The 17254-nt window shown below is 71.2% G+C and carries 15 protein-coding genes and 1 tRNA gene; 9 read left to right on the top strand and 7 right to left on the bottom strand.

The window, feature by feature from the left end:
- The first annotated feature begins 112 nt into the window (after window positions 1-112).
- Both Q7T52_RS01160 and Q7T52_RS01165 read left to right on the top strand, forming a co-directional pair.
- Window positions 113-2683 (top strand): hypothetical protein, encoded by a 2571-nt coding sequence (locus Q7T52_RS01160; RefSeq protein ID WP_304798812.1) that lies wholly within the window; start codon window positions 113-115, stop codon window positions 2681-2683.
- 194 nt (window positions 2684-2877) lie between these two features.
- A complete protein-coding gene (locus tag Q7T52_RS01165; RefSeq protein ID WP_304798813.1) occupies window positions 2878-6873 on the top strand; it encodes a heterodisulfide reductase-related iron-sulfur binding cluster in 3996 nt (1331 codons plus the stop codon).
- A gap of 95 nt (window positions 6874-6968) precedes the next feature.
- Here Q7T52_RS01165 and Q7T52_RS01170 read toward each other — a convergent pair whose 3' ends face one another.
- Both Q7T52_RS01170 and Q7T52_RS01175 read right to left on the bottom strand, forming a co-directional pair.
- On the bottom strand, window positions 6969-7244 hold the full coding sequence (locus Q7T52_RS01170) for a hypothetical protein (RefSeq protein ID WP_304798814.1): 276 nt from the start codon (window positions 7242-7244) through the stop codon (window positions 6969-6971).
- A 16-nt stretch (window positions 7245-7260) separates the two neighbouring features.
- Complete coding sequence (locus Q7T52_RS01175; RefSeq protein WP_304798847.1) at window positions 7261-8976, bottom strand: sodium:solute symporter family protein; 1716 nt, start codon at window positions 8974-8976, stop codon at window positions 7261-7263.
- A gap of 229 nt (window positions 8977-9205) precedes the next feature.
- Between Q7T52_RS01175 and Q7T52_RS01180 the strand changes: the two genes are divergently transcribed.
- The 3 genes from Q7T52_RS01180 to Q7T52_RS01190 all read left to right on the top strand — a co-directional run bounded on the left by Q7T52_RS01180 (window position 9206) and on the right by Q7T52_RS01190 (window position 10925).
- Window positions 9206-9772, top strand: coding sequence for a pilus assembly protein HicB (locus Q7T52_RS01180; protein WP_304798816.1), 567 nt, complete (start codon window positions 9206-9208; stop codon window positions 9770-9772).
- A gap of 94 nt (window positions 9773-9866) precedes the next feature.
- Window positions 9867-10691: a DUF4097 family beta strand repeat-containing protein gene (locus Q7T52_RS01185; protein WP_304798817.1), complete on the top strand. Its 825-nt coding sequence runs from the start codon at window positions 9867-9869 to the stop codon at window positions 10689-10691.
- A 54-nt stretch (window positions 10692-10745) separates the two neighbouring features.
- Window positions 10746-10925 (top strand): hypothetical protein, encoded by a 180-nt coding sequence (locus Q7T52_RS01190; protein WP_304798820.1) that lies wholly within the window; start codon window positions 10746-10748, stop codon window positions 10923-10925.
- A gap of 25 nt (window positions 10926-10950) precedes the next feature.
- Here Q7T52_RS01190 and Q7T52_RS01195 read toward each other — a convergent pair whose 3' ends face one another.
- The gene (locus Q7T52_RS01195; protein ID WP_304798821.1) at window positions 10951-11778 is read right to left on the bottom strand and encodes an SMP-30/gluconolactonase/LRE family protein; all 828 of its coding nucleotides are present in this window, start codon (window positions 11776-11778) and stop codon (window positions 10951-10953) included.
- A gap of 130 nt (window positions 11779-11908) precedes the next feature.
- Here Q7T52_RS01195 and Q7T52_RS01200 point away from each other — a divergent pair, with 130 nt between their 5' ends.
- Window positions 11909-12331: a PleD family two-component system response regulator gene (locus Q7T52_RS01200; protein ID WP_304798822.1), complete on the top strand. Its 423-nt coding sequence runs from the start codon at window positions 11909-11911 to the stop codon at window positions 12329-12331.
- 1 nt (window position 12332) lies between these two features.
- Here the strand turns inward: Q7T52_RS01200 and Q7T52_RS01205 are convergent, their stop codons facing one another.
- Both Q7T52_RS01205 and dcd read right to left on the bottom strand, forming a co-directional pair.
- The gene (locus tag Q7T52_RS01205; protein ID WP_304798823.1) at window positions 12333-13277 is read right to left on the bottom strand and encodes a siderophore-interacting protein; all 945 of its coding nucleotides are present in this window, start codon (window positions 13275-13277) and stop codon (window positions 12333-12335) included.
- Window positions 13278-13453: 176 nt separating this feature from the next.
- Window positions 13454-14029 carry a dCTP deaminase gene (gene dcd / locus Q7T52_RS01210; RefSeq protein ID WP_304798824.1) on the bottom strand — a complete coding sequence of 192 codons (576 nt, stop codon included), beginning with the start codon at window positions 14027-14029 and terminating at the stop codon, window positions 13454-13456.
- A 159-nt stretch (window positions 14030-14188) separates the two neighbouring features.
- Between dcd and Q7T52_RS01215 the strand changes: the two genes are divergently transcribed.
- The 3 genes from Q7T52_RS01215 to Q7T52_RS01225 all read left to right on the top strand — a co-directional run bounded on the left by Q7T52_RS01215 (window position 14189) and on the right by Q7T52_RS01225 (window position 15877).
- Window positions 14189-14959, top strand: coding sequence for an SGNH/GDSL hydrolase family protein (locus tag Q7T52_RS01215; protein ID WP_304798825.1), 771 nt, complete (start codon window positions 14189-14191; stop codon window positions 14957-14959).
- A 13-nt stretch (window positions 14960-14972) separates the two neighbouring features.
- Window positions 14973-15045 (top strand) — tRNA-Gly (locus Q7T52_RS01220).
- Between the two features lie 166 nt (window positions 15046-15211).
- The gene (locus tag Q7T52_RS01225) at window positions 15212-15877 is read left to right on the top strand and encodes a DUF2461 domain-containing protein (protein WP_304798827.1); all 666 of its coding nucleotides are present in this window, start codon (window positions 15212-15214) and stop codon (window positions 15875-15877) included.
- Here the strand turns inward: Q7T52_RS01225 and Q7T52_RS01230 are convergent.
- Entirely contained in the window at window positions 15864-16643 is a 780-nt protein-coding gene (locus Q7T52_RS01230; RefSeq protein ID WP_304798828.1) for a hypothetical protein, read from the bottom strand. The two genes, Q7T52_RS01225 and Q7T52_RS01230, sit on opposite strands and share 14 nt — an antisense overlap.
- Entirely contained in the window at window positions 16636-17163 is a 528-nt protein-coding gene (locus Q7T52_RS01235) for a SigE family RNA polymerase sigma factor (RefSeq protein ID WP_304798831.1), read from the bottom strand. Before Q7T52_RS01235 ends, Q7T52_RS01230 begins: the two co-directional genes overlap by 8 nt.
- Window positions 17164-17254 lie beyond the last annotated feature (91 nt).

The raw sequence follows: 17254 nt of genomic DNA on the forward strand, positions 1-17254 counted from the left end.
CGGAGGGCGGGCGGTTCGTCGTTGCCCTCCCCAACGTCTGTGCCCGCCCCTACGATGAGCCGGCCCCCCGCAGTCAGTCCTGTCACACCCTGTGCTCCCGAGGTGGACCTGCATGAAGCCCGAGTCCCACACCCGTCGCGTGGCCGTCGCGTTCACCGCGGCGCTGGCCGTGCTCGTGACCGCCCTGGTGCTGCCGTCGTCGGCCGGCACCGAGACCGCCTCGCTGCGCGAGGTCAACGAGCAGCTCAAGGCCGCGGCCGGCGTGCCCCACGTCGACCCGCCCGGCACGCCGTTCCACACCCACGACCCGCGGTTCAAGAACAAGCTGGCCCGCAGCGGCGAGACCGGCGAGGAGACCCGCGACCCCACGACCGCCGTCCAGGCGCGCACGTCGGCGGCCTACGTCGCCTCCGAGCGCAAGCTCCCCGACCCCCGGCTGACGACCGTCCCGGCGATGCAGACGCGCACCCTCGTCCCGCAGGACCGTTACGCCATGGCCGGCGGCTGCTACACCCTCAGTCCCGCCGCCGGGCGCTTCGTCCGGCGCACCGGCGACACCGTCAAGGTCGCCACGGGCCGCCCCTTCGTCGGCACCCGCTTCCGCTTCCAGGCCACCCGCCTCGGCACCTACCTCCTCTTCTCCCGGGGCAAGGTCTTCCTGGCCGGCAGCAACGGGCTCGCGGTCGACCGCACCCCGAGCACGGCCTCCGAGTGGACCGTCCAGCAGACCGGCAAGGGCGCCGGCCGCAGGTTCACCTTCCGCCTCCCCGACGGTCGCTCGCTCCAGGTCAGCGGCACCTCCATGTCGCTGGGCTCACGCCCGACGCCGTTCTCGCTGCGTCGCGTCGGTCCCTGCCTGGCCTACCCCGAGTCGCAGGTCGACATCACCGGCGACCCCCACGCCGGCGTCACCCCCTTCCAGGAGGTCCGCGGCTACGTCGACGCCCACACCCACGGCATGGCCTTCGAGTTCCTCGGCGGCCGGGCCCACTGCGGCCGCCCTTGGCACAAGTACGGCGTCGCCTACGCGCTCGTCGACTGCCCCGACCACGCCGTCACCGGCGGCAACGGCGCGCTGCTCGAGACCTTCCTGTCCGGCAAGCCCAGCCACGACCCCGTCGGCTGGCCCACCTTCAAGGACTGGCCGGCGCCCGACTCGCTGACCCACGAGGGCACCTACTACCGGTGGATGGAGCGCGCCTGGCGCGGTGGCGAGCGGCTGTTCGTCAACCTCCTCGTCGAGAACAACAAGCTCTGCGAGATCTACCCGCTCAAGAAGAACAGCTGCGACGACATGGACTCGATCCGGCTCCAGGCCCGCGACATGTACGCCTTCCAGAACTACATCGACGCCCAGTTCGGCGGCCCCGGCAAGGGGTTCTACCGGATCGTCAAGACGCCGTTCGAGGCCCGTCGGGTCATCAACCAGGGCAAGCTCGCGGTCGTCATGGGCATCGAGACCAGCGTGCCCTTCGGCTGCACCTTCAAGGCCGTCGCCGGCACCGACGTCCCGGCCTGCACCGCCGCCGACATCACCCGTCAGATCGGCGAGATGCACCGGCTCGGGGTGCGCCAGATGGAGCTGGTCAACAAGTTCGACAACGCCCTCGGCGGCATCGCCGGCGACAACGGCACCACCGGGGTCATCGTCAACGCCGCCAACTTCCTCGAGACCGGCACCTTCTGGGACATGAAGACCTGCACGCCGTCCACCACCGAGGACTCCGACCACACGCAGTACGCCCTGCCCGGCGGCACGCCCGTCGAGCCGGCCCAGGACGCCATCTTCGGCGCCATCGGCACGCTGTTCGGCGGCGTCCTGCCGGCCGTGCCGCTCTACCCGCCGCCCAACCACTGCAACACCCGCGGGCTGACCTCGCTCGGCGCGCACACCATCCGCGAGCTCGTGAAGCGCGACATGCTCTTCGACCCCGACCACCTCAGCGTCAAGGCCCGCAGTGCCGCGATGGACGAGATCGAGCGCCTGCGCTACCCCGGCGTGCTGTCCAGCCACTCCTGGTCGACGCCCGACGCCTACACCCGCATCTACAAGGCGGGCGGGTTCGTGACCCCCTACGCCGGCGACTCGACCGGCTTCGTCGACAAGTGGCGCCGCCACGTCGGCTGGGCCGACCCGCGCTACTACTTCGGCATGGGGTTCGGCGCCGACATCAACGGCCTCGGCGCGCAGGGCGACCCGCGCGGGGCCGGCGTGCGCAACAAGGTGACCTACCCGTTCCGCGGCATCAACGGCGTCGTGGTCGGCAAGCAGCACGCCGGCAAGCGCGTCTACGACATCAACCGTGACGGCGTGGCCCAGTACGGCCTCTACCCCGACTGGATCCAGGACCTCACCAAGGTCGCCGGCGCCACCCGCAAGGCCGACGGGGCCGCCATCCTCGACGACATGACCCGCGGTCCCGAGGCCTACCTGCAGATGTGGGAGCGCGCGACCGGCATCGAGCCCGACTCCTGCCGCAACCCGGGCCTCCGCAAGCCGGTCGCCCAGGTCAAGCGGCTGCTCCGTCGCGGCCTGACGACCACCCAGGTGATGACCAAGGTCGGCCAGCCCTTCCGCCGGCTCGGCAACACCTACGGCATCTGCGCCAAGGCTCCCGGCAAGCCCAAGGTCATGGTCACGATCACCTTCTCCGGCAAGGGTCGGGTCACCCGCGTCGCCTGACCCGGCACGCCGACCCGTCGCACCGGTGCGACGGGTCGGCGGACGGTCCGGCCCACCGGGGTGGAGGACGCGAAGTTACCTCTCGGTAGGATTTGTCTCACCCCGGAGATGCGCTGACGGACCCCTGACCGACCAATAGGCTCGGGAGGCCCGTGGCCTCGATCTCCGGGCAGCCGATCGAGTGGAGTCCACGCATGTTCCAGACCGTCGCCATCGTCGTCGCGTTCGCCCTGAGCGCGGTGGCCATCACCCTCACCACGATGGCCGTGCGCAGCATGGTCGGGGTGATGAAGCAGGGGCAGCCGGTCCTCGGACGCCGGGACCTGCCGCTCAAGCGCTCGGTCAACATGTTCGTCGAGACCTTCGGCCACACCCGGATGCTGCAGTGGCACTGGGTCGGCATCATGCACTGGTTCGTCTACCTGGCGTTCATCATCCTCAGCTCGGCCGTGTTCACCGGCTACTTCCAGCTGTTCGACCCCGAGTTCGCCCTGCCGATCATCGGCCACTTCTTCCTCTTCGAGTGGCTCAGCGAGGGCATCGGCCTGCTCGGCACGATCGGCATCGTCTTCCTGATCGTCTACCGCCAGCTCAACCACCCGCGACGGCTCGGTCGTGACAGCCGGTTCTTCGGATCGAACTTCTACTACGCCTACTTCGTCGAGGCCATGGCGCTGCTCGAGGGTTCGGCGATCCTCTTCATCCGTGGTGCTGAGTACAACCTGGGTCAGATCGAGAGTGACCACCCCGAGGACTTCGACACCTTCCACTTCCCGATCAGCTCGTTCTTCGGCAACCTCTACCCCGACGGGGTCGAGGGCAACGAGGGCACGCTCGAGAACATCATCGTCGCGATCGCCCTGTTCAAGATCGTGCTGGCGATGGTCTGGCTCATCTTCATCTCCCGCAACCTGGTGATGGGCGTCGCCTGGCACCGGTTCACTGCCTGGCCCAACATCTGGTTCAAGCGCGAGGCCTCCGGCCGCACCGCCCTCGGTGCGGTCAAGCCGCTGACCAGCGGCGGCAAGGTCGTCAACCTCGACGACATCGAGGAGCTCGACGAGGACTCCTCTCTCGGTGTCGGCAGCGTCGCCGACTTCTCCTGGAAGGGCATCCTCGACTTCACGACCTGCACCGAGTGCGGTCGCTGCCAGTCGCAGTGCCCGGCCTGGAACACCGAGAAGCCGCTGTCTCCGAAGCTCCTCATCACAGCGCTGCGCGACCACGCCTACGCCACCGCCGAGGGCGACGAGTCGGCCAAGGGCCGCGCGCTCGTCGGCGCCGGCGACCGCGAGGCCCACGGCGACGGCTCCGACGCCCGGGTCGACGACTGGTTCTACAACCCCGAGGGTGCGGCCTTCGTGATCGACGAGGACGTGCTGTGGAACTGCACGTCGTGCGGCGCCTGCGTCCAGCAGTGCCCGGTCGACATCGAGCACGTCGACCACATCATCGACATGCGCCGCTACCAGGTGCTCGTCGAGTCCAACTTCCCCGCCGAGCTCAACGGCCTCTTCAAGGGCCTCGAGAACAAGGGCAACCCGTGGAACATGTCGTCCACGGCCCGCCTCGACTGGACCAAGGGCCTCGACTTCGAGGTCAAGGTCGTCGGCGACACCATCGAGTCGCTCGACGAGGTCGACTGGCTGTTCTGGGTCGGCTGCGCCGGCGCCTACGAGGACCGCGCCAAGAAGACGACACGCGCCGTCGCCGAGCTGCTCGACATGGCCGGCATCTCCTTCGGCGTCCTCGGCAACGGCGAGACCTGCACCGGTGACCCGGCCCGCCGCGCCGGCAACGAGTTCGTCTTCCAGGGCCTGGCCCAGCAGAACGTCGAGGTGCTGACCGAGGCCAAGGCCAAGAAGGTCGTCTCGACCTGCGCCCACTGCTTCAACACGCTCAAGAACGAGTACCAGCAGTTCGGCGTCGAGCTCGAGGTCGTCCACCACACCCAGCTGCTCAACCGGCTGGTCCGCGACGGCAAGCTGACGCCGGTCAAGGAGGGCGCGGGCGCCCACAAGCGCTCCATCACCTACCACGACCCGTGCTACATCGGTCGTCACAACGGCGTCTACACGCCGCCGCGCGAGCTCCTCCAGATCCTCCCCGGGGCGACGTACGTCGAGATGGAGCGCAACAGCGAGCGGTCCTTCTGCTGCGGCGCCGGCGGTGCCCGCATGTGGATGGAGGAGAACATCGGCGAGCGGATCAACATCAACCGCACGACCGAGGCCATCGAGACCGGGGCCGACCAGATCGCGGTCGGCTGCCCGTTCTGCCGCGTCATGCTCTCCGACGGCCTGACGATGAAGCAGTCCAAGGACGAGGCCCGCGAGGAGGTCGAGGTCCTCGACGTCGCGCAGATGCTCCTCGCCGCGGTCAAGGGCGAGCAGGCCACCAAGTACGCGCCCGGCGGGGCGCCGAAGGAGGACGCCGCCCCGGCCAAGAAGGACGCGGCGGCTAAGGAGTCGGGCAAGGAGTCGGGCAAGGGCTCGGGCGGGGACGACGTCGCCACCAAGGCCGAGCCCGAGGCCGGCGACGAGACCATCACCGACGACACGGTCGTCGCCACCGAGGACGCCGGCCCGCTGGCCAAGGCCTCGGGCGGTACGTCGCTCTTCGACGAGCCCGACGCCAAGGACGAGCAGGGCGAGACCGCCACCGACGACAAGACCGCCGCCCAGGAGGCCCAGGCCGCCAAGCCGGCGTCCTCCGGCGGGTCGCTCTTCGACCTGGGTGGCGACGACGCGGACGACGCGCCTGCTCCGGCGGCCAAGACCGAGGCGGAGCCGAAGGCCGAGCCCGCCTCGGACGAGGACGCGACGAAGCCGAAGGCGGGCGGGTCGCTGTTCGACCTCGGCGGGGACGACGAGCCCGAGGCGAAGGCAGCCCCGAAGGCAGCTGCGAAGGCAGCTGCGAAGGCTGTGGAGAAGGCCGAGGAGAAGGCGGAGCCCGAGGCCAAGGCCGCGTCGAAGCCGGCGGCCGACCTCGGGTCGGGTGGCTCCCTGTTCGACCTGGAGGCCGACGAGCCCGAGGCCAAGGCGGCCCCGGCCGAGAAGCCGGCCGAGCCGACCTCCGAGCCGGACGCTGAGGCGAAGACCGAGGAGAAGGCGCCCGAGCCGAAGGCCGAGGCCGAGGCCGAGCCGGCCGGGCCCGTGGCCGACCTGGGCTCCGGCGGATCGCTCTTCGACATCGCCGCGCCCGAGCCGTCCTCAGCCCCGCAGGCGAAGGCCGCGGAGCCCGAGCCCGTGGTGGAGGCGGAGACCGCACCGGAGCCGGAGTCCGAGCCCGAGGCGAAGGCCGCTGAGCCCCAGCCCGAGCCGACCCCCGCCGCCGCACCGGCGGCGGAGATCCCCGAGGGCGGGTCCCTCTTCGACATCCAGGCGGCCGAGCCGGCGGCGGCCCCGAAGGCAGCCGAGCTCGAGGACAAGGTCGAGCCGGAGCCGGAGCCGGAGCCGGAGCCCGAGCCCGAGCCTGAGGACAAGGCCGAGTCCACGCCAGAGCCGGAGCCGGAGGTCGAGCCGGAGGTCGAGGTCGAGGACAAGACCGAACCCACACCGGAGCCCAAGCCTGAGCCGGCCACCTCGTCGGCGTCAGCCTCGACCCCGGGCTCGGAGATCCCCGACGGCGGCTCGCTGTTCGACATCCCGACCCCGGAGGCCACGACGGTCACCCGGTCGGCTCCGGCCGAGTCGGCTGCTCCGGAGCCCGAGCCCGAGCCCGACGTCACCCCGGAGCCTGCAGCGGAGCCCGAGCCCGAGGACAAGACCGAGCCCGAGCCGGAGCCCGAGCCCGAGCCCGAGCCCGAGCCCGAGGACAAGACCGAACCGGAGCCGGAGCCCGCACCGTCGTCATCTGAGGACCTCGAGGGCAAGCCGGGCACCCTGTCCGGCGGCGCCGCCGTCAGCGCGGCGGCCACGGCCATCGCGTCCGACGACCCGACGCCCGAGCCCGACACGGACGAGACCGAGGGCGCCGACGCGGTGGCCGAGGAGTCGGACGAGGCCCCCGAGGCCGAGGCGGCACCCGAGCCGGAGGCCGAGCCGGAGCCGGAGCCGGAGGCCGAGGCGAACGACGAGCCCGACGCAGAGGAGCCCGAGCCCGCCAAGCCCCAGGCCGCGAGCAACGGCGAGGCCCACCAGCCCCGGACCGACGTCGAGATCGGCGAAGGCTCGCTGTTCGACCTTTGACCCGCGGCGCGAGGGTCGTGTGCCCCTGGACGGTCCATGGACCGACCTCAGGCACACGACCCCACCCCGTCCCACCCCGGCCCAGCCGGGCGAGCTCAGCGCTCCGAGGGCGGCGGCAGGTCCTCGGGCGAGGCGACGTTCTCCGGCACCACGACCGGGCGCAGGCGCGACCAGAGGACGAACGCCCCGCCCACGACGAGCAGGGCTATCCCGGCCCAGAGGTTGGCGTTGACGCCCTCGCTGTTGGCGCCGCCCTCGTCCCCGGCCACGAAGCGGGTGACCAGCAGGATGACGCCGTAGACGAGCAGCAGCGCGCCGATCACGTTGCGGATGTCGAGCGCGCCAGCGGTGTGCTTCTTGGACTCGGCCATGTCTGCTCCCTTCCGATCAGAAGACGATGTTGAGGACGATGACGGCGGCCAGCGCGATGCCGGCGAGCGGCAGCGTGCGGCGGTACCAGGGATAGCCGGCCTCGTCGGCGTCGACGAGGTCCTCCTTGGGCGTCTCGGACCAGACGAGCCCCCGGAGCTCCGAGGCGGGCTTCGGCGTACCGCCCAGCGAGATCACCACGCTGAGGACGATGTCGACGACGAAGGCCGCGCCGGCCGCCACGAAGGACGCCCCCTGACCCTCCAGCGGGATGACGCCGAGGCTGGCCGAGCCGAAGGCGTCCTCGCTGAGGAAGGCCACCAGGATCGCCGACAGCGTGCCGGAGACCAGGCCGACCCAGCCCGCGGTCGGAGTCATCCGCTTCCAGAACATGCCGAGGATGAACGTCGCGAACAGCGGCGCGTTGAAGAAGCCGAACAGGGTCTGGAGGTAGTCCATGATGTTGGAGAAGTTGGACGCCAGCCCGGCGGTGAAGATCGCGATGACGGTCGCGCCGACGGTCGCCAGCCGGCCGATCTTGAGGTAGTAGCCGTCCTCGCGGTCCTTGACGGCGTACGACTGCCAGAGGTCATAGCTGAAGACCGTGTTGAAGGCCGAGATGTTGGCGGCCATGCCGGCCATGAACGCCGCCATCAGTCCGGCGATGGCGATGCCGAGCAGGCCGTTGGGGAGCACGTCGCGCATCAGGTAGAGCAGCGAGTCGTTGAACTCGACGGGGGCACCGGTCGGGTCGTTGACGCTGCCACCGCCCTTGACCTTCTGGATCTCGAGCACGGCGACGGCGGCGATCATGCCGGGCAGGATGGTGATGAAGGGGACGAAGATCTTGGGGAACGCACCGATGATCGGGGTCTTGCGGGCTGCCGAGATCGACTCGGACGCCATCGCGCGCTGCACCTCGACGAAGTTCGTCGTCCAGTAGCCGAAGGACAGCACGAACCCCAGGCCGAACACGATCCCGATGACCGAGAGCAGGTCGGAGTCGAAGCCGGTCAGGTTGCTGCCCGGCCAGCTGTTGAGCTGCTGGTCGGCAGCGGTGGCGTCGGGCGCGGCGGCGGTGATCTTCTCCTTGAGACCGCCCCACCCGCCGACCTGGTGCAGTCCGATGAGCGTCAGCGGCAGCAGCGCGGCCACGATGACGAAGAACTGCAGCACCTCGTTGTAGATCGCCGCGCTGAGGCCGCCGAGGGTGATGTAGGCGAGGACGACGATCGCCGCGACGACCAGCGAGACCCAGAGCTCCCAGCCGAGGAGGGCCTCGATGATGCTGGCGAGCAGGTAGAGGTTGATCCCCGCGATGAGCAGCTGCGCGACGGCGAACGACACCGCGTTGACCAGGTGGGCCGGCGGGCCGAAGCGGCGCAGCATGAACTCGGGGACCGAGCGGACCTTGGAGCCGTAGTAGAACGGCATCATCACGACGCCGAGGAACAGCATCGCCGGGATGGCACCGATCCAGAAGTAGTGCACCGCCGGCAGCCCGAACTCGGCCCCGTTGGCCGACATGCCCATGATCTCGACGGCGCCCAGGTTGGCCGAGACGAACGCCAGCCCGGTCACCCAGGCGGGCAGCGACCTCCCGGACAGGAAGAAGTCGACGGAGTCGCTCACCTGGCGGCGGGCCAGCAGCCCGATGCCGAGCACGAAGCCGAAGTAGATCGCGACGATCAGGTAGTCGACGAACGCGGCGTCGATGATCGTGTCGCTGGCCAGCGGCGCGAGGACAGACATGGGGTTCCCTCCCAGAGAACGACAACCTTCGGAATCTAGGACGGGTGATCAATCGGTGCCTTCACCCCGGCGGTCGAGTCGCGCGGGGCGTGCTGAGGACTAGGCCGAGCACCCAGTGACATCACACCCGATGCCCAATGACATCGTCCGGCGTCACTTCTGATGTCATCAACGCTTGACATGACATCACAGTGATGTCAGGGTGGTGCACATGGACCTCACCCCCTACGTCGACCACCTGCGTCGCGACCTGCTCGCGGCGGCCGACGGTGCCGGCGACGAGCTGCGCCACGCCGCCGAGCGCCTCGGCTTCGCGCTCGACCCGGCCGCCCGGCTCGCTCTGATGGAGGCGATCAGCCAGGCCTGCTCCGAGATCACCGCCGAGATGCCGGCCGGGGGCGTCGACGTACGCCTCGACGGTCGCGACCTCGCCTTCGTGGTCGACGCGGCCACCGCCGGGCCGCCCGAACCGCCCGTCCCCCCGGCCCCGCCGGTTCCCCCCGCCCCGCCCGAGGACGCCGACGACGGCACCACCGCCCGGATCACCCTGCGGCTGCCCGAGTCGGTCAAGGGCCGGGCCGAGGACGCCGCCGCGGCGGCCGGCCAGTCCCTCAACACCTGGCTGGTCACCGTCATCCGGGCGGCGACCCGCGGCGACGGCGAGGCCGCCATCAACGTCGACATCGACCTCTCGAGCCTGCCGTTCTTCGGCGGCGCCAACCCGTTCCCCGACACCCGCGGCCGCCGCGGCCAGCGGCGGATGACCGGCTGGGTCTGACCCCCACCCAGCGACGAACCTGCACCACCCGGGACCGGCACCAGGCCGGCCCCGCGGACGAGCACACCCTCCACCACCCACCGGGAGACACCTCATGACCGACCACCACTTCGAGACCCACGAGCCGATCGAGCTCTACGTCGAGAACGGCAAGGGCCTCGTCGAGGTCCACGCGACCGACACCACCGAGACCCGCGTCGAGCTGAGCGGCCCCGACGCCGAGGAGACCCGCGTCGAGCTCGAGGGCACCCAGCTCAGCGTCATCGCCCCCCAGCACCGCGGCGGCTTCCTCGGCGGCGACCGCCGGCTCGACATCGTCGTCACCCTCCCGACCCTCAGCGACGTGGTCACCAAGCTCGGCAGCGCCGACCTGCGGGCCACCGGCACCGTGGGCGGCACACAGGTCCGCAGCGGGTCCGGCGACGTCTCCCTCGAGACCCTCGGCGGCGCGTGCCTGATCGAGACCGGCTCCGGCGACGTCCGCGTCGAGCGCGCCGAGCAGGCCCTGCGCATCAAGAGCGGCTCCGGCGACGTCGGCATCGGTACGGCGGCGGCCGAGGTCTCGGTCTCGACGGGATCCGGCGACGTGCAGATCACTGACGCGGCCGGCCCGACCGCCGTCAAGACCGGCTCCGGCGACCTCCTCATCGGCCGGGCCCACACCGACGTCGGCCTCACCACCGGCAGCGGCGACCTCGAGATCCAGTCCGTCTCGTCCGGCCGCGTGCAGGTCAAGGGCGCGTCGGGCGACGTACGGGTCGGCGTACCCGCCGGCGTCCCCGTCTGGACCGACGTCTCGACCGTCTCCGGCCGCATCCACTCCACCCTCGAGGGCGCCGGCCAGCCCGAGCCCGGCGCCGACCACGTCGAGCTGCGCGCCAAGACCGTCAGCGGCGACATCGTCCTCACTCAGCTCTGACCGCCCCGCCCACCACCCGGACCACTCACCGACACACCAGCCCAGGAGATGACCATGAACAGCAACGAGCTGCTCGACTACGAGCTGCGCCGCACCCACACCGCCCCCGCCGCCGACCGCGAGGCCCGCAACCGCGCCACCCTCGCCACCACGCGCCGCCAGACCCGCCGCCAGACCCGCCGCCACCGCCTCGCCGAGCGCGTCCGCTCCGTCGCCGACCGCCTCGACGTCTGACTCGCGAGCTGTCCCCCGGACCCCGTCACCAGCCCGCCACGGCGACCCGCGACGTGAGCACCCGCCCGTTGGAGGCTCCGTGCCCGTCGAAGTCGTTGGCCACAACATAGAGCGTGCGCCCGTCGTCGTCGCCCAGCACGCAGGAGAACGCCGGCTGGCCGGTGTCGACCGTCTCGAGGACCTCGCCGCCCTCGGCCACGCGGCGGCAGTGCCGGCCGGGGACGCTGGCGAACCAGACCGCCCCCTCCCGGTCGAGGCAGATCCCGTCGGGCGCCGCACCCTTCCCCAGGTCGGCCCAGACCCGGCGGTCCACGAGGTCGCCGTCGTCGGCGATCGTGAAGGCCGTCAGCCGGTCCGCGTGCGACTCGGCCACGACGAGCGTCGTCCCGTCGGGCGTCACGGCCATCCCGTTGGGGAACCACAGGTCGCCCGCGACGACCCGGCTGCTCCCGTCAGGCAGCACCACCCCGGCGACGCCGGCGACGGGCTCCTCCCACGGCATCGAGCCGGGTACGTCCACGTAGGCCCGGCCGGCCGGGTCGACCACGATCTCGTTCCAGCCCCGCTCGCCCAGGCCGTACGGCGCCAGCTCCGGGCCGAGGCAGACGCCGTCGGGAGTCGACAGCACGAGACGCCCGTCGGGCAGCCAGTCGATCGAGAACGGCAGCCCGTCGACGCGGGCCACCACCTCGCGCGTGCCGTCGGCGGCGAAGACCAGCACCTCGCCCGCCATCCAGTCGCACATCCAGAAGCGGCCGTCGTGCCACCGCGGCGACTCGCCCATCTGGATCCCGGTCGCGAACACGCTCAGCTCGGTCATGCCGGGCAGACCAGCACCGCGGAGCGGACTCATCGCGCTCACCGTGATCTCCGTTACCCACCGGTAACGACCGCTCGTCGCAGGGAGAACTTGAGATGCCGATCCTAGGCTCGCAGCACCCCGTGGCCCCCCACAGCGCCACCCCACCGGCAGAAGGAACACCGTGCCCACCATCCTCGTCGCCGACGACGACTCCGACATCGCCCACCTCGCGCGCCGTGCCCTCGTCGCGGCCGGCCACGACGTGGTCGTCGCCGCCGACGGCGCCACCGCCCTCGTCCACGTCGGGTCCGTCGACCTCGCCGTCCTCGACGTGTCCATGCCGCGGCTCAACGGCTGGGAGGCGACCGAGGTCATCCGGGCGACCTCAGAGACGCGCGACCTCCCGGTCATCGTCGTCTCCGGCCTGACGTCGGCCGACCAGATCACCACGGCCCTCGACGCCGGCGCCGACGGCTACCTCACCAAGCCCTTCGTGCCCTTCGAGCTGGTGCGCCGGGTCGAGCACCTGCTGGACACGTCGCCGGTCGAGCGGCGCACGACGCGACGGGCCGGCGTACGACGCCGCGACCTGCGCAGCGCCTGAGTCAGGACTTCATGGCGACGCCGACGCGCCAGTAGCCCATGAAGGCCACCTGGTGCCGGTCGATGCCGAGGTCCTTGACCAGCGCGCGGCGCAGCCCGGTGACGACCTTGGACTCGCCGGCGATCCACGCGTAGAGGCCGTCGAAGTCGTGACCGACGCTGCGTCCGGTCTCCTCGACCGGCTCGCCCGAGGACGAGTAGCCGGGCGTCTCCCACAGGTCGGGGTCGACCTCGTCGTCGGCGACCACCACCTGGTGGGGCGTCGTGCCGAGGTGCTCCAGCACGGCGGCGTGCAGCGCCTCGCCGCGGGCCGCGCCCTCGCGCGGCAGCCAGTGCACCTGGACGTCGGAGGGGTGCTCCAGCGTGAGCACGTCGTCGGCGAACGGCACCTCGAGGAAGACGTGGCCGCGCATGCCCGGGTCGAGCTGCTCGAGGATCGCGGCGATGGCGGGCACCGCCGTCTCGTCGCCCACGAGGAGCAGGTTCGTCGCGTCGCCGGGGACGAACTCGATGCCGCCGTAGTGGACGCCGCGCCGCGGCGTCATCGTGACCAGCCGGTCGCCGACCTGGGCGTTGGCGCCCCACGTGCCGCCGGGACCGCAGTCGCCCTCGTGGACGATGAAGTCGACGACGAGGCGGGTGTCGGTGCCACTACCGCGCACGTCGCGCACGGTGTAGGTGCGCATGTGGCCGCGCTCCTCGGCCGGCTTCTCCATCCAGGTCGTCCACCACGACTCGTCGGCCCCCTCGAACGACGGCAGCGGCCCGCCCGGCACGCCCGGGAAGAGCAGCTTGATCCGCTGGTCGTAGAGGTGGCCCTCGACGCCGAACTCGGCCAGCGCCGGCGAGGCGAGCTCCACCCGCACGAAGCTGGGGGTGAGCCGTTCGACGCTGACGCACTCCACCTCCTCGAGCAGGAGGGGCAGGTCCGAGGTGCTGGTCGACATGGGCGTCCTTCGTCTGGGGTAGGTCTGCCTTAGTTAGGTTGACCTTACCCGACGTGGACGGTGGGGAGAATCTCCGCTTCAGCGGTGAATCTCCACCTTTTCCGACAATGCTTCGACCAAGAAGGAGGAGATTCACCGGGTAGGCGGTGAATCTCCTCCGACCCGGACCGACCGAATCAGATCGGCGTGCGGTGGAAGTTCTGGAAGGACCGCGACGGCGTCGGGCCGCGCTGGCCCTGGTAGCGCGAGCCGTACTTGGCCGAGCCGTAGGGGTGCTCCGACGGCGAGGAGAGCCGGAAGAAGCAGAACTGCCCGATCTTCATGCCGGGATAGAGCTTGATCGGCAGGGTCGCGACGTTGGCCAGCTCGAGCGTCACGTGCCCGGAGAACCCAGGGTCGACGAAGCCGGCCGTCGCGTGGGTGAGCAGGCCGAGCCGGCCGAGCGACGACTTGCCCTCGACCCGGGCGGCGATGTCGTCGGGCAGCGAGACGACCTCGTAGGTCGACCCGAGCACGAACTCGCCCGGGTGCAGGATGAACGGCTCGTCACCCTCGGGCTCGACGACCCGGGTCAGGTCGGACTGGTCGGCCGCGGGGTCGATGTGCGGGTAGCGGTGGTTCTCGAAGACGCGGAAGAACCGGTCGAGGCGCACGTCGACCGACGACGGCTGCACCATGCCCGGGTCCCACGGGTCGAGTGCCACCCGGCCCGCGTCGATCTCGGCCAGGATGTCGCGGTCTGACAGCAGCACGAGCGCACCCTACCGGCGTGACGTCGTAGAACGACGTGCAGATCAGGCCGGTCACCGGAGCGCTGAGCGTGCGGACCCACCGGCCCGAGCCGATCTGCATGTCCGTCTACGCGGCAGTCGGCCGTCATCACCCACACACGCGCCTGGGACGATGGATCCGTGAGCACGCATCCCTATCGCCGCTACGTCGCCCTCGGCGACTCCTTCACCGAGGGCGTCGGCGACCCCGACCCCGCTCGCCCCAACGGCGTCCGCGGGTGGGCCGACCGGGTCGCGGAGGTGCTGGGACGCGCCGAGCCCGACTTCGGCTACGCCAACCTCGCCATCCGGGGCCGCAAGCTCGGGGCGGTCGTCGGCGACCAGGTCAGCGCGGCGCTCGCGCTCGAGCCCGACCTGGTCACGATGTACGGCGGCGCCAACGACATCCTGCGCCCCCAGGTCGACCTCGACGCGCTGATGGCGACCTACGACGAGGCTGTCGCCCGGCTCACCGCCACCGGGGCCCGGGTGCTCGTCTGGACGGCCTTCGACCCCGGCGCCTCCGCGACCTACAAGCTGCTGCGCGGGCGGTTCGCGCTCTACAGCGAAGCCGTGCGCGAGAGCGCCGACCGGCACGGCGCCGACATCGTCGACTTCTGGCGGATGCGCGAGTACCGCGACTGGGGCTACTGGGACGCCGACCGCATGCACCTCGCACCCGCCGGCCACCAGCAGATGGCCACCGCGGTGCTCGACGTGCTCGGCGTACCACACGGTCTCGAGGCGGTCCCGCTCTTCGAGCACCCCGTCGCCGGCCGCGTGACCTCGCTCCGCACCAACGCCACCTGGGTCCGCACCACGGCCGCGCCCTGGGTCCACCGGCGCCTCACCGGTCGCTCGTCGGGCGACGGGCTCGACCCGCGGCACGCGACCTTCACCCATCTCGGCTAGCATCTGCCGCACTGCGGATGTAGCTCAGTTGGTAGAGCGCGACCTTCCCAAGGTCGATGTCGCGAGTTCGAGTCTCGTCATCCGCTCGAGAACGCAGGCCCCCCGCGAGGAACGAGCGGGGGGCCGTCGCGTTCGAAGGTCGAGCGAGCGACGCGACCGAGGAACGAGGTCGCACGAGCGCGTCGAGACCCCCGCAGGTTCAGGTCAACCCGACCACGCACCGCGACCCACCCCGCCCGTAACCTCGGGACCGTGGCAGACGCAGCGTTCACCGGCTTCCCCGTGGCCGCCCTCGACTTCTACGACGACCTCGAGCTCGACAACACCAAGTCGTTCTGGGAGACGCACAAGGAGGTCTACGACGAGTCGGTCAAGAAGCCCTTCCTGGCGCTGACGGCCGCGCTCGAGCCCGAGTTCGGCGCGGGCAAGATCTTCCGTCCCTACCGCGACGTCCGGTTCGCCAAGGACAAGACGCCCTACAAGACCCACCAGGGCGCGTTCGTCGCGGCCGGCCCGTCGATGGGCTGGTACGTCGAGCTGTCACCTCGGGGCGTTCGCGTCGGGGCCGGCTTCTACGAGGCCTCGGGGGCGCGGCTCGGCGCGATCCGCGACGCGGTCGACGACGACAAGACCGGCCCGGCGCTCAAGCGACTGCTGACCAGGCTCGAGAAGGCCGGCTTCGACCTCGGCGGCGAGCAGCTCAAGACCACCCCGCGCGGCTACGACGCCGACCACCCGCGCATCGACCTGCTGCGCCACAAGCAGATCATCCTCGGGCGGTCCTACGGGTTCGAGAAGGTCATCCACACCCAGGCGGTGCTGACATTGATCCGGGACGACTGGCGCGCGCTGAAGCCACTGGTGACGTGGCTCCAGCGCGCCGTCGCCGGGGTGCCCGAGGACCTCAGGATCCGCTGAACCACACGTCGCTGGTCGCGGCCCGGAGCAGCTGCTCCTCGGTGAACGGCGGTACGTCGTCGAGCACCGGCGAGTCCTTGCTCGCGGCGGCGTTGTGGGCAGCGACCATCACGTCCCAGCCGTCGGGCGTCCACGCCCAGGCGGAGCTCGAGGTGATCCGGCCGTCGGCCCGTGGTCCGGTCGAGGTCATCGTCTGGACGACGGTCCCGTCGGGCAGGGTGAGGCACGGGCTGCCGTCCTCCTGGCCCCACAGCTCGCACCGCTCCATCGGCGTCCCGACCGGCTCGCCGGTGACGTAGTCCTCGGGCGTCAGCCCGACCCGGACCCCGAAGCCCTCCCAGACGAAGTCGACGATCGGGGCGTCGTCGCGGACCTCCTTCTGCGGGTGCTCGCTGACGTCGCCGGGGAAGATCGTGGCGAAGGCGTCGGCCACCTCGGCCTGGGTGACGGCGAGGGTACGGCGGGCCGGCGACGGCTCGATGCTGACCGTCGCGCTCGGGGCGCTCGGGGTGCTGGTGGCCGGCCCGGAGTCGGCGGCCACGGGGACGCCGTCGCCGTCGCTCCCGAGCAGGTCGGGACCCACGCTCGCCGCGACGCCGATGACGCCGACCACGGCGGCCGCGGCGAGCGCAGTCCCGGCGCGGCGACGACGGCGGGCCGCGCGACCGCGGGAGACCCCGCCGCGCACGATCCGGTCGACGTCGACCGCGAGGTCGTCGGTGGCGTCGCGCAGCAGGCGCGAGGCCGAGGGGTAGTGGTCATCCATGGGTGGTGCCTCTCTCGGAGGTGACGATGAGTGACGCGTCGAGCAGGGGACGCAGCCGGGCGACCGCCCGTGGGCTGCGGCTGCGGACGGCGCCCGGCGAGACCCCCATGCGGTCGGCGGTCTCCTCGACACTGAGGTCGTCGAGGTAGCGCAGCACCAGCACGGCGCGGTCGGCCGGGGCGAGCCCGGCCAGCGCGTCCTGCAGGGCCAGCCGCGTCGCCGTCGCGTCCGAGCCGTCGGCGAGCGGACGGTCGGGCAGGTCGGCGTAGGGCTGCTCGGTGCTGCTGCGCCGGCGGCGGCTGCTCAGGAACGTGCGCGTGAGCGTCGTCTGGGCGTAGGCCACCGGGGTCTCGATGGGACTGCGGAACGGTGCGTGCCACCGCACGTAGACCTTGGCCAGGGTGTCCTGGACGAGGTCCTCGGCGAGGTGGGTGTCACCGCAGAGCAGCCAGGCCGAGCGGAGCAGGGCGGGGGTGCGCGCGCGAGCGAACTCCTCGTAGTCCTGCGTCCTGGTCGACATGTCACTCCTGGGTTCGGTCGGCGTCACTGCTTAGACGCCGTCACCCCGGCTCCGTGTCACAGCATCGGCGAGGTCACGTTTCCACGGCCAC

The organism is Nocardioides sp. (genome assembly GCF_030655615.1).
In the GTDB taxonomy this organism is placed as follows: domain Bacteria; phylum Actinomycetota; class Actinomycetes; order Propionibacteriales; family Nocardioidaceae; genus Nocardioides.

Coding starts and splice junctions, on each gene's coding strand:
- Q7T52_RS01160 (WP_304798812.1), top strand. CDS start 113: ATGAAGCCCGAGTCCCACACCCGTCGCGTGGCCGTCGCGTTCACCGCG.
- Q7T52_RS01165 (WP_304798813.1), top strand. CDS start 2,878: ATGTTCCAGACCGTCGCCATCGTCGTCGCGTTCGCCCTGAGCGCGGTG.
- Q7T52_RS01170 (WP_304798814.1), bottom strand. CDS start 7,244: ATGGCCGAGTCCAAGAAGCACACCGCTGGCGCGCTCGACATCCGCAAC.
- Q7T52_RS01180 (WP_304798816.1), top strand. CDS start 9,206: ATGGACCTCACCCCCTACGTCGACCACCTGCGTCGCGACCTGCTCGCG.
- Q7T52_RS01185 (WP_304798817.1), top strand. CDS start 9,867: ATGACCGACCACCACTTCGAGACCCACGAGCCGATCGAGCTCTACGTC.
- Q7T52_RS01190 (WP_304798820.1), top strand. CDS start 10,746: ATGAACAGCAACGAGCTGCTCGACTACGAGCTGCGCCGCACCCACACC.
- Q7T52_RS01195 (WP_304798821.1), bottom strand. CDS start 11,778: ATGAGTCCGCTCCGCGGTGCTGGTCTGCCCGGCATGACCGAGCTGAGC.
- Q7T52_RS01205 (WP_304798823.1), bottom strand. CDS start 13,277: ATGTCGACCAGCACCTCGGACCTGCCCCTCCTGCTCGAGGAGGTGGAG.
- Q7T52_RS01230 (WP_304798828.1), bottom strand. CDS start 16,643: ATGGATGACCACTACCCCTCGGCCTCGCGCCTGCTGCGCGACGCCACC.
- Q7T52_RS01235 (WP_304798831.1), bottom strand. CDS start 17,163: ATGTCGACCAGGACGCAGGACTACGAGGAGTTCGCTCGCGCGCGCACC.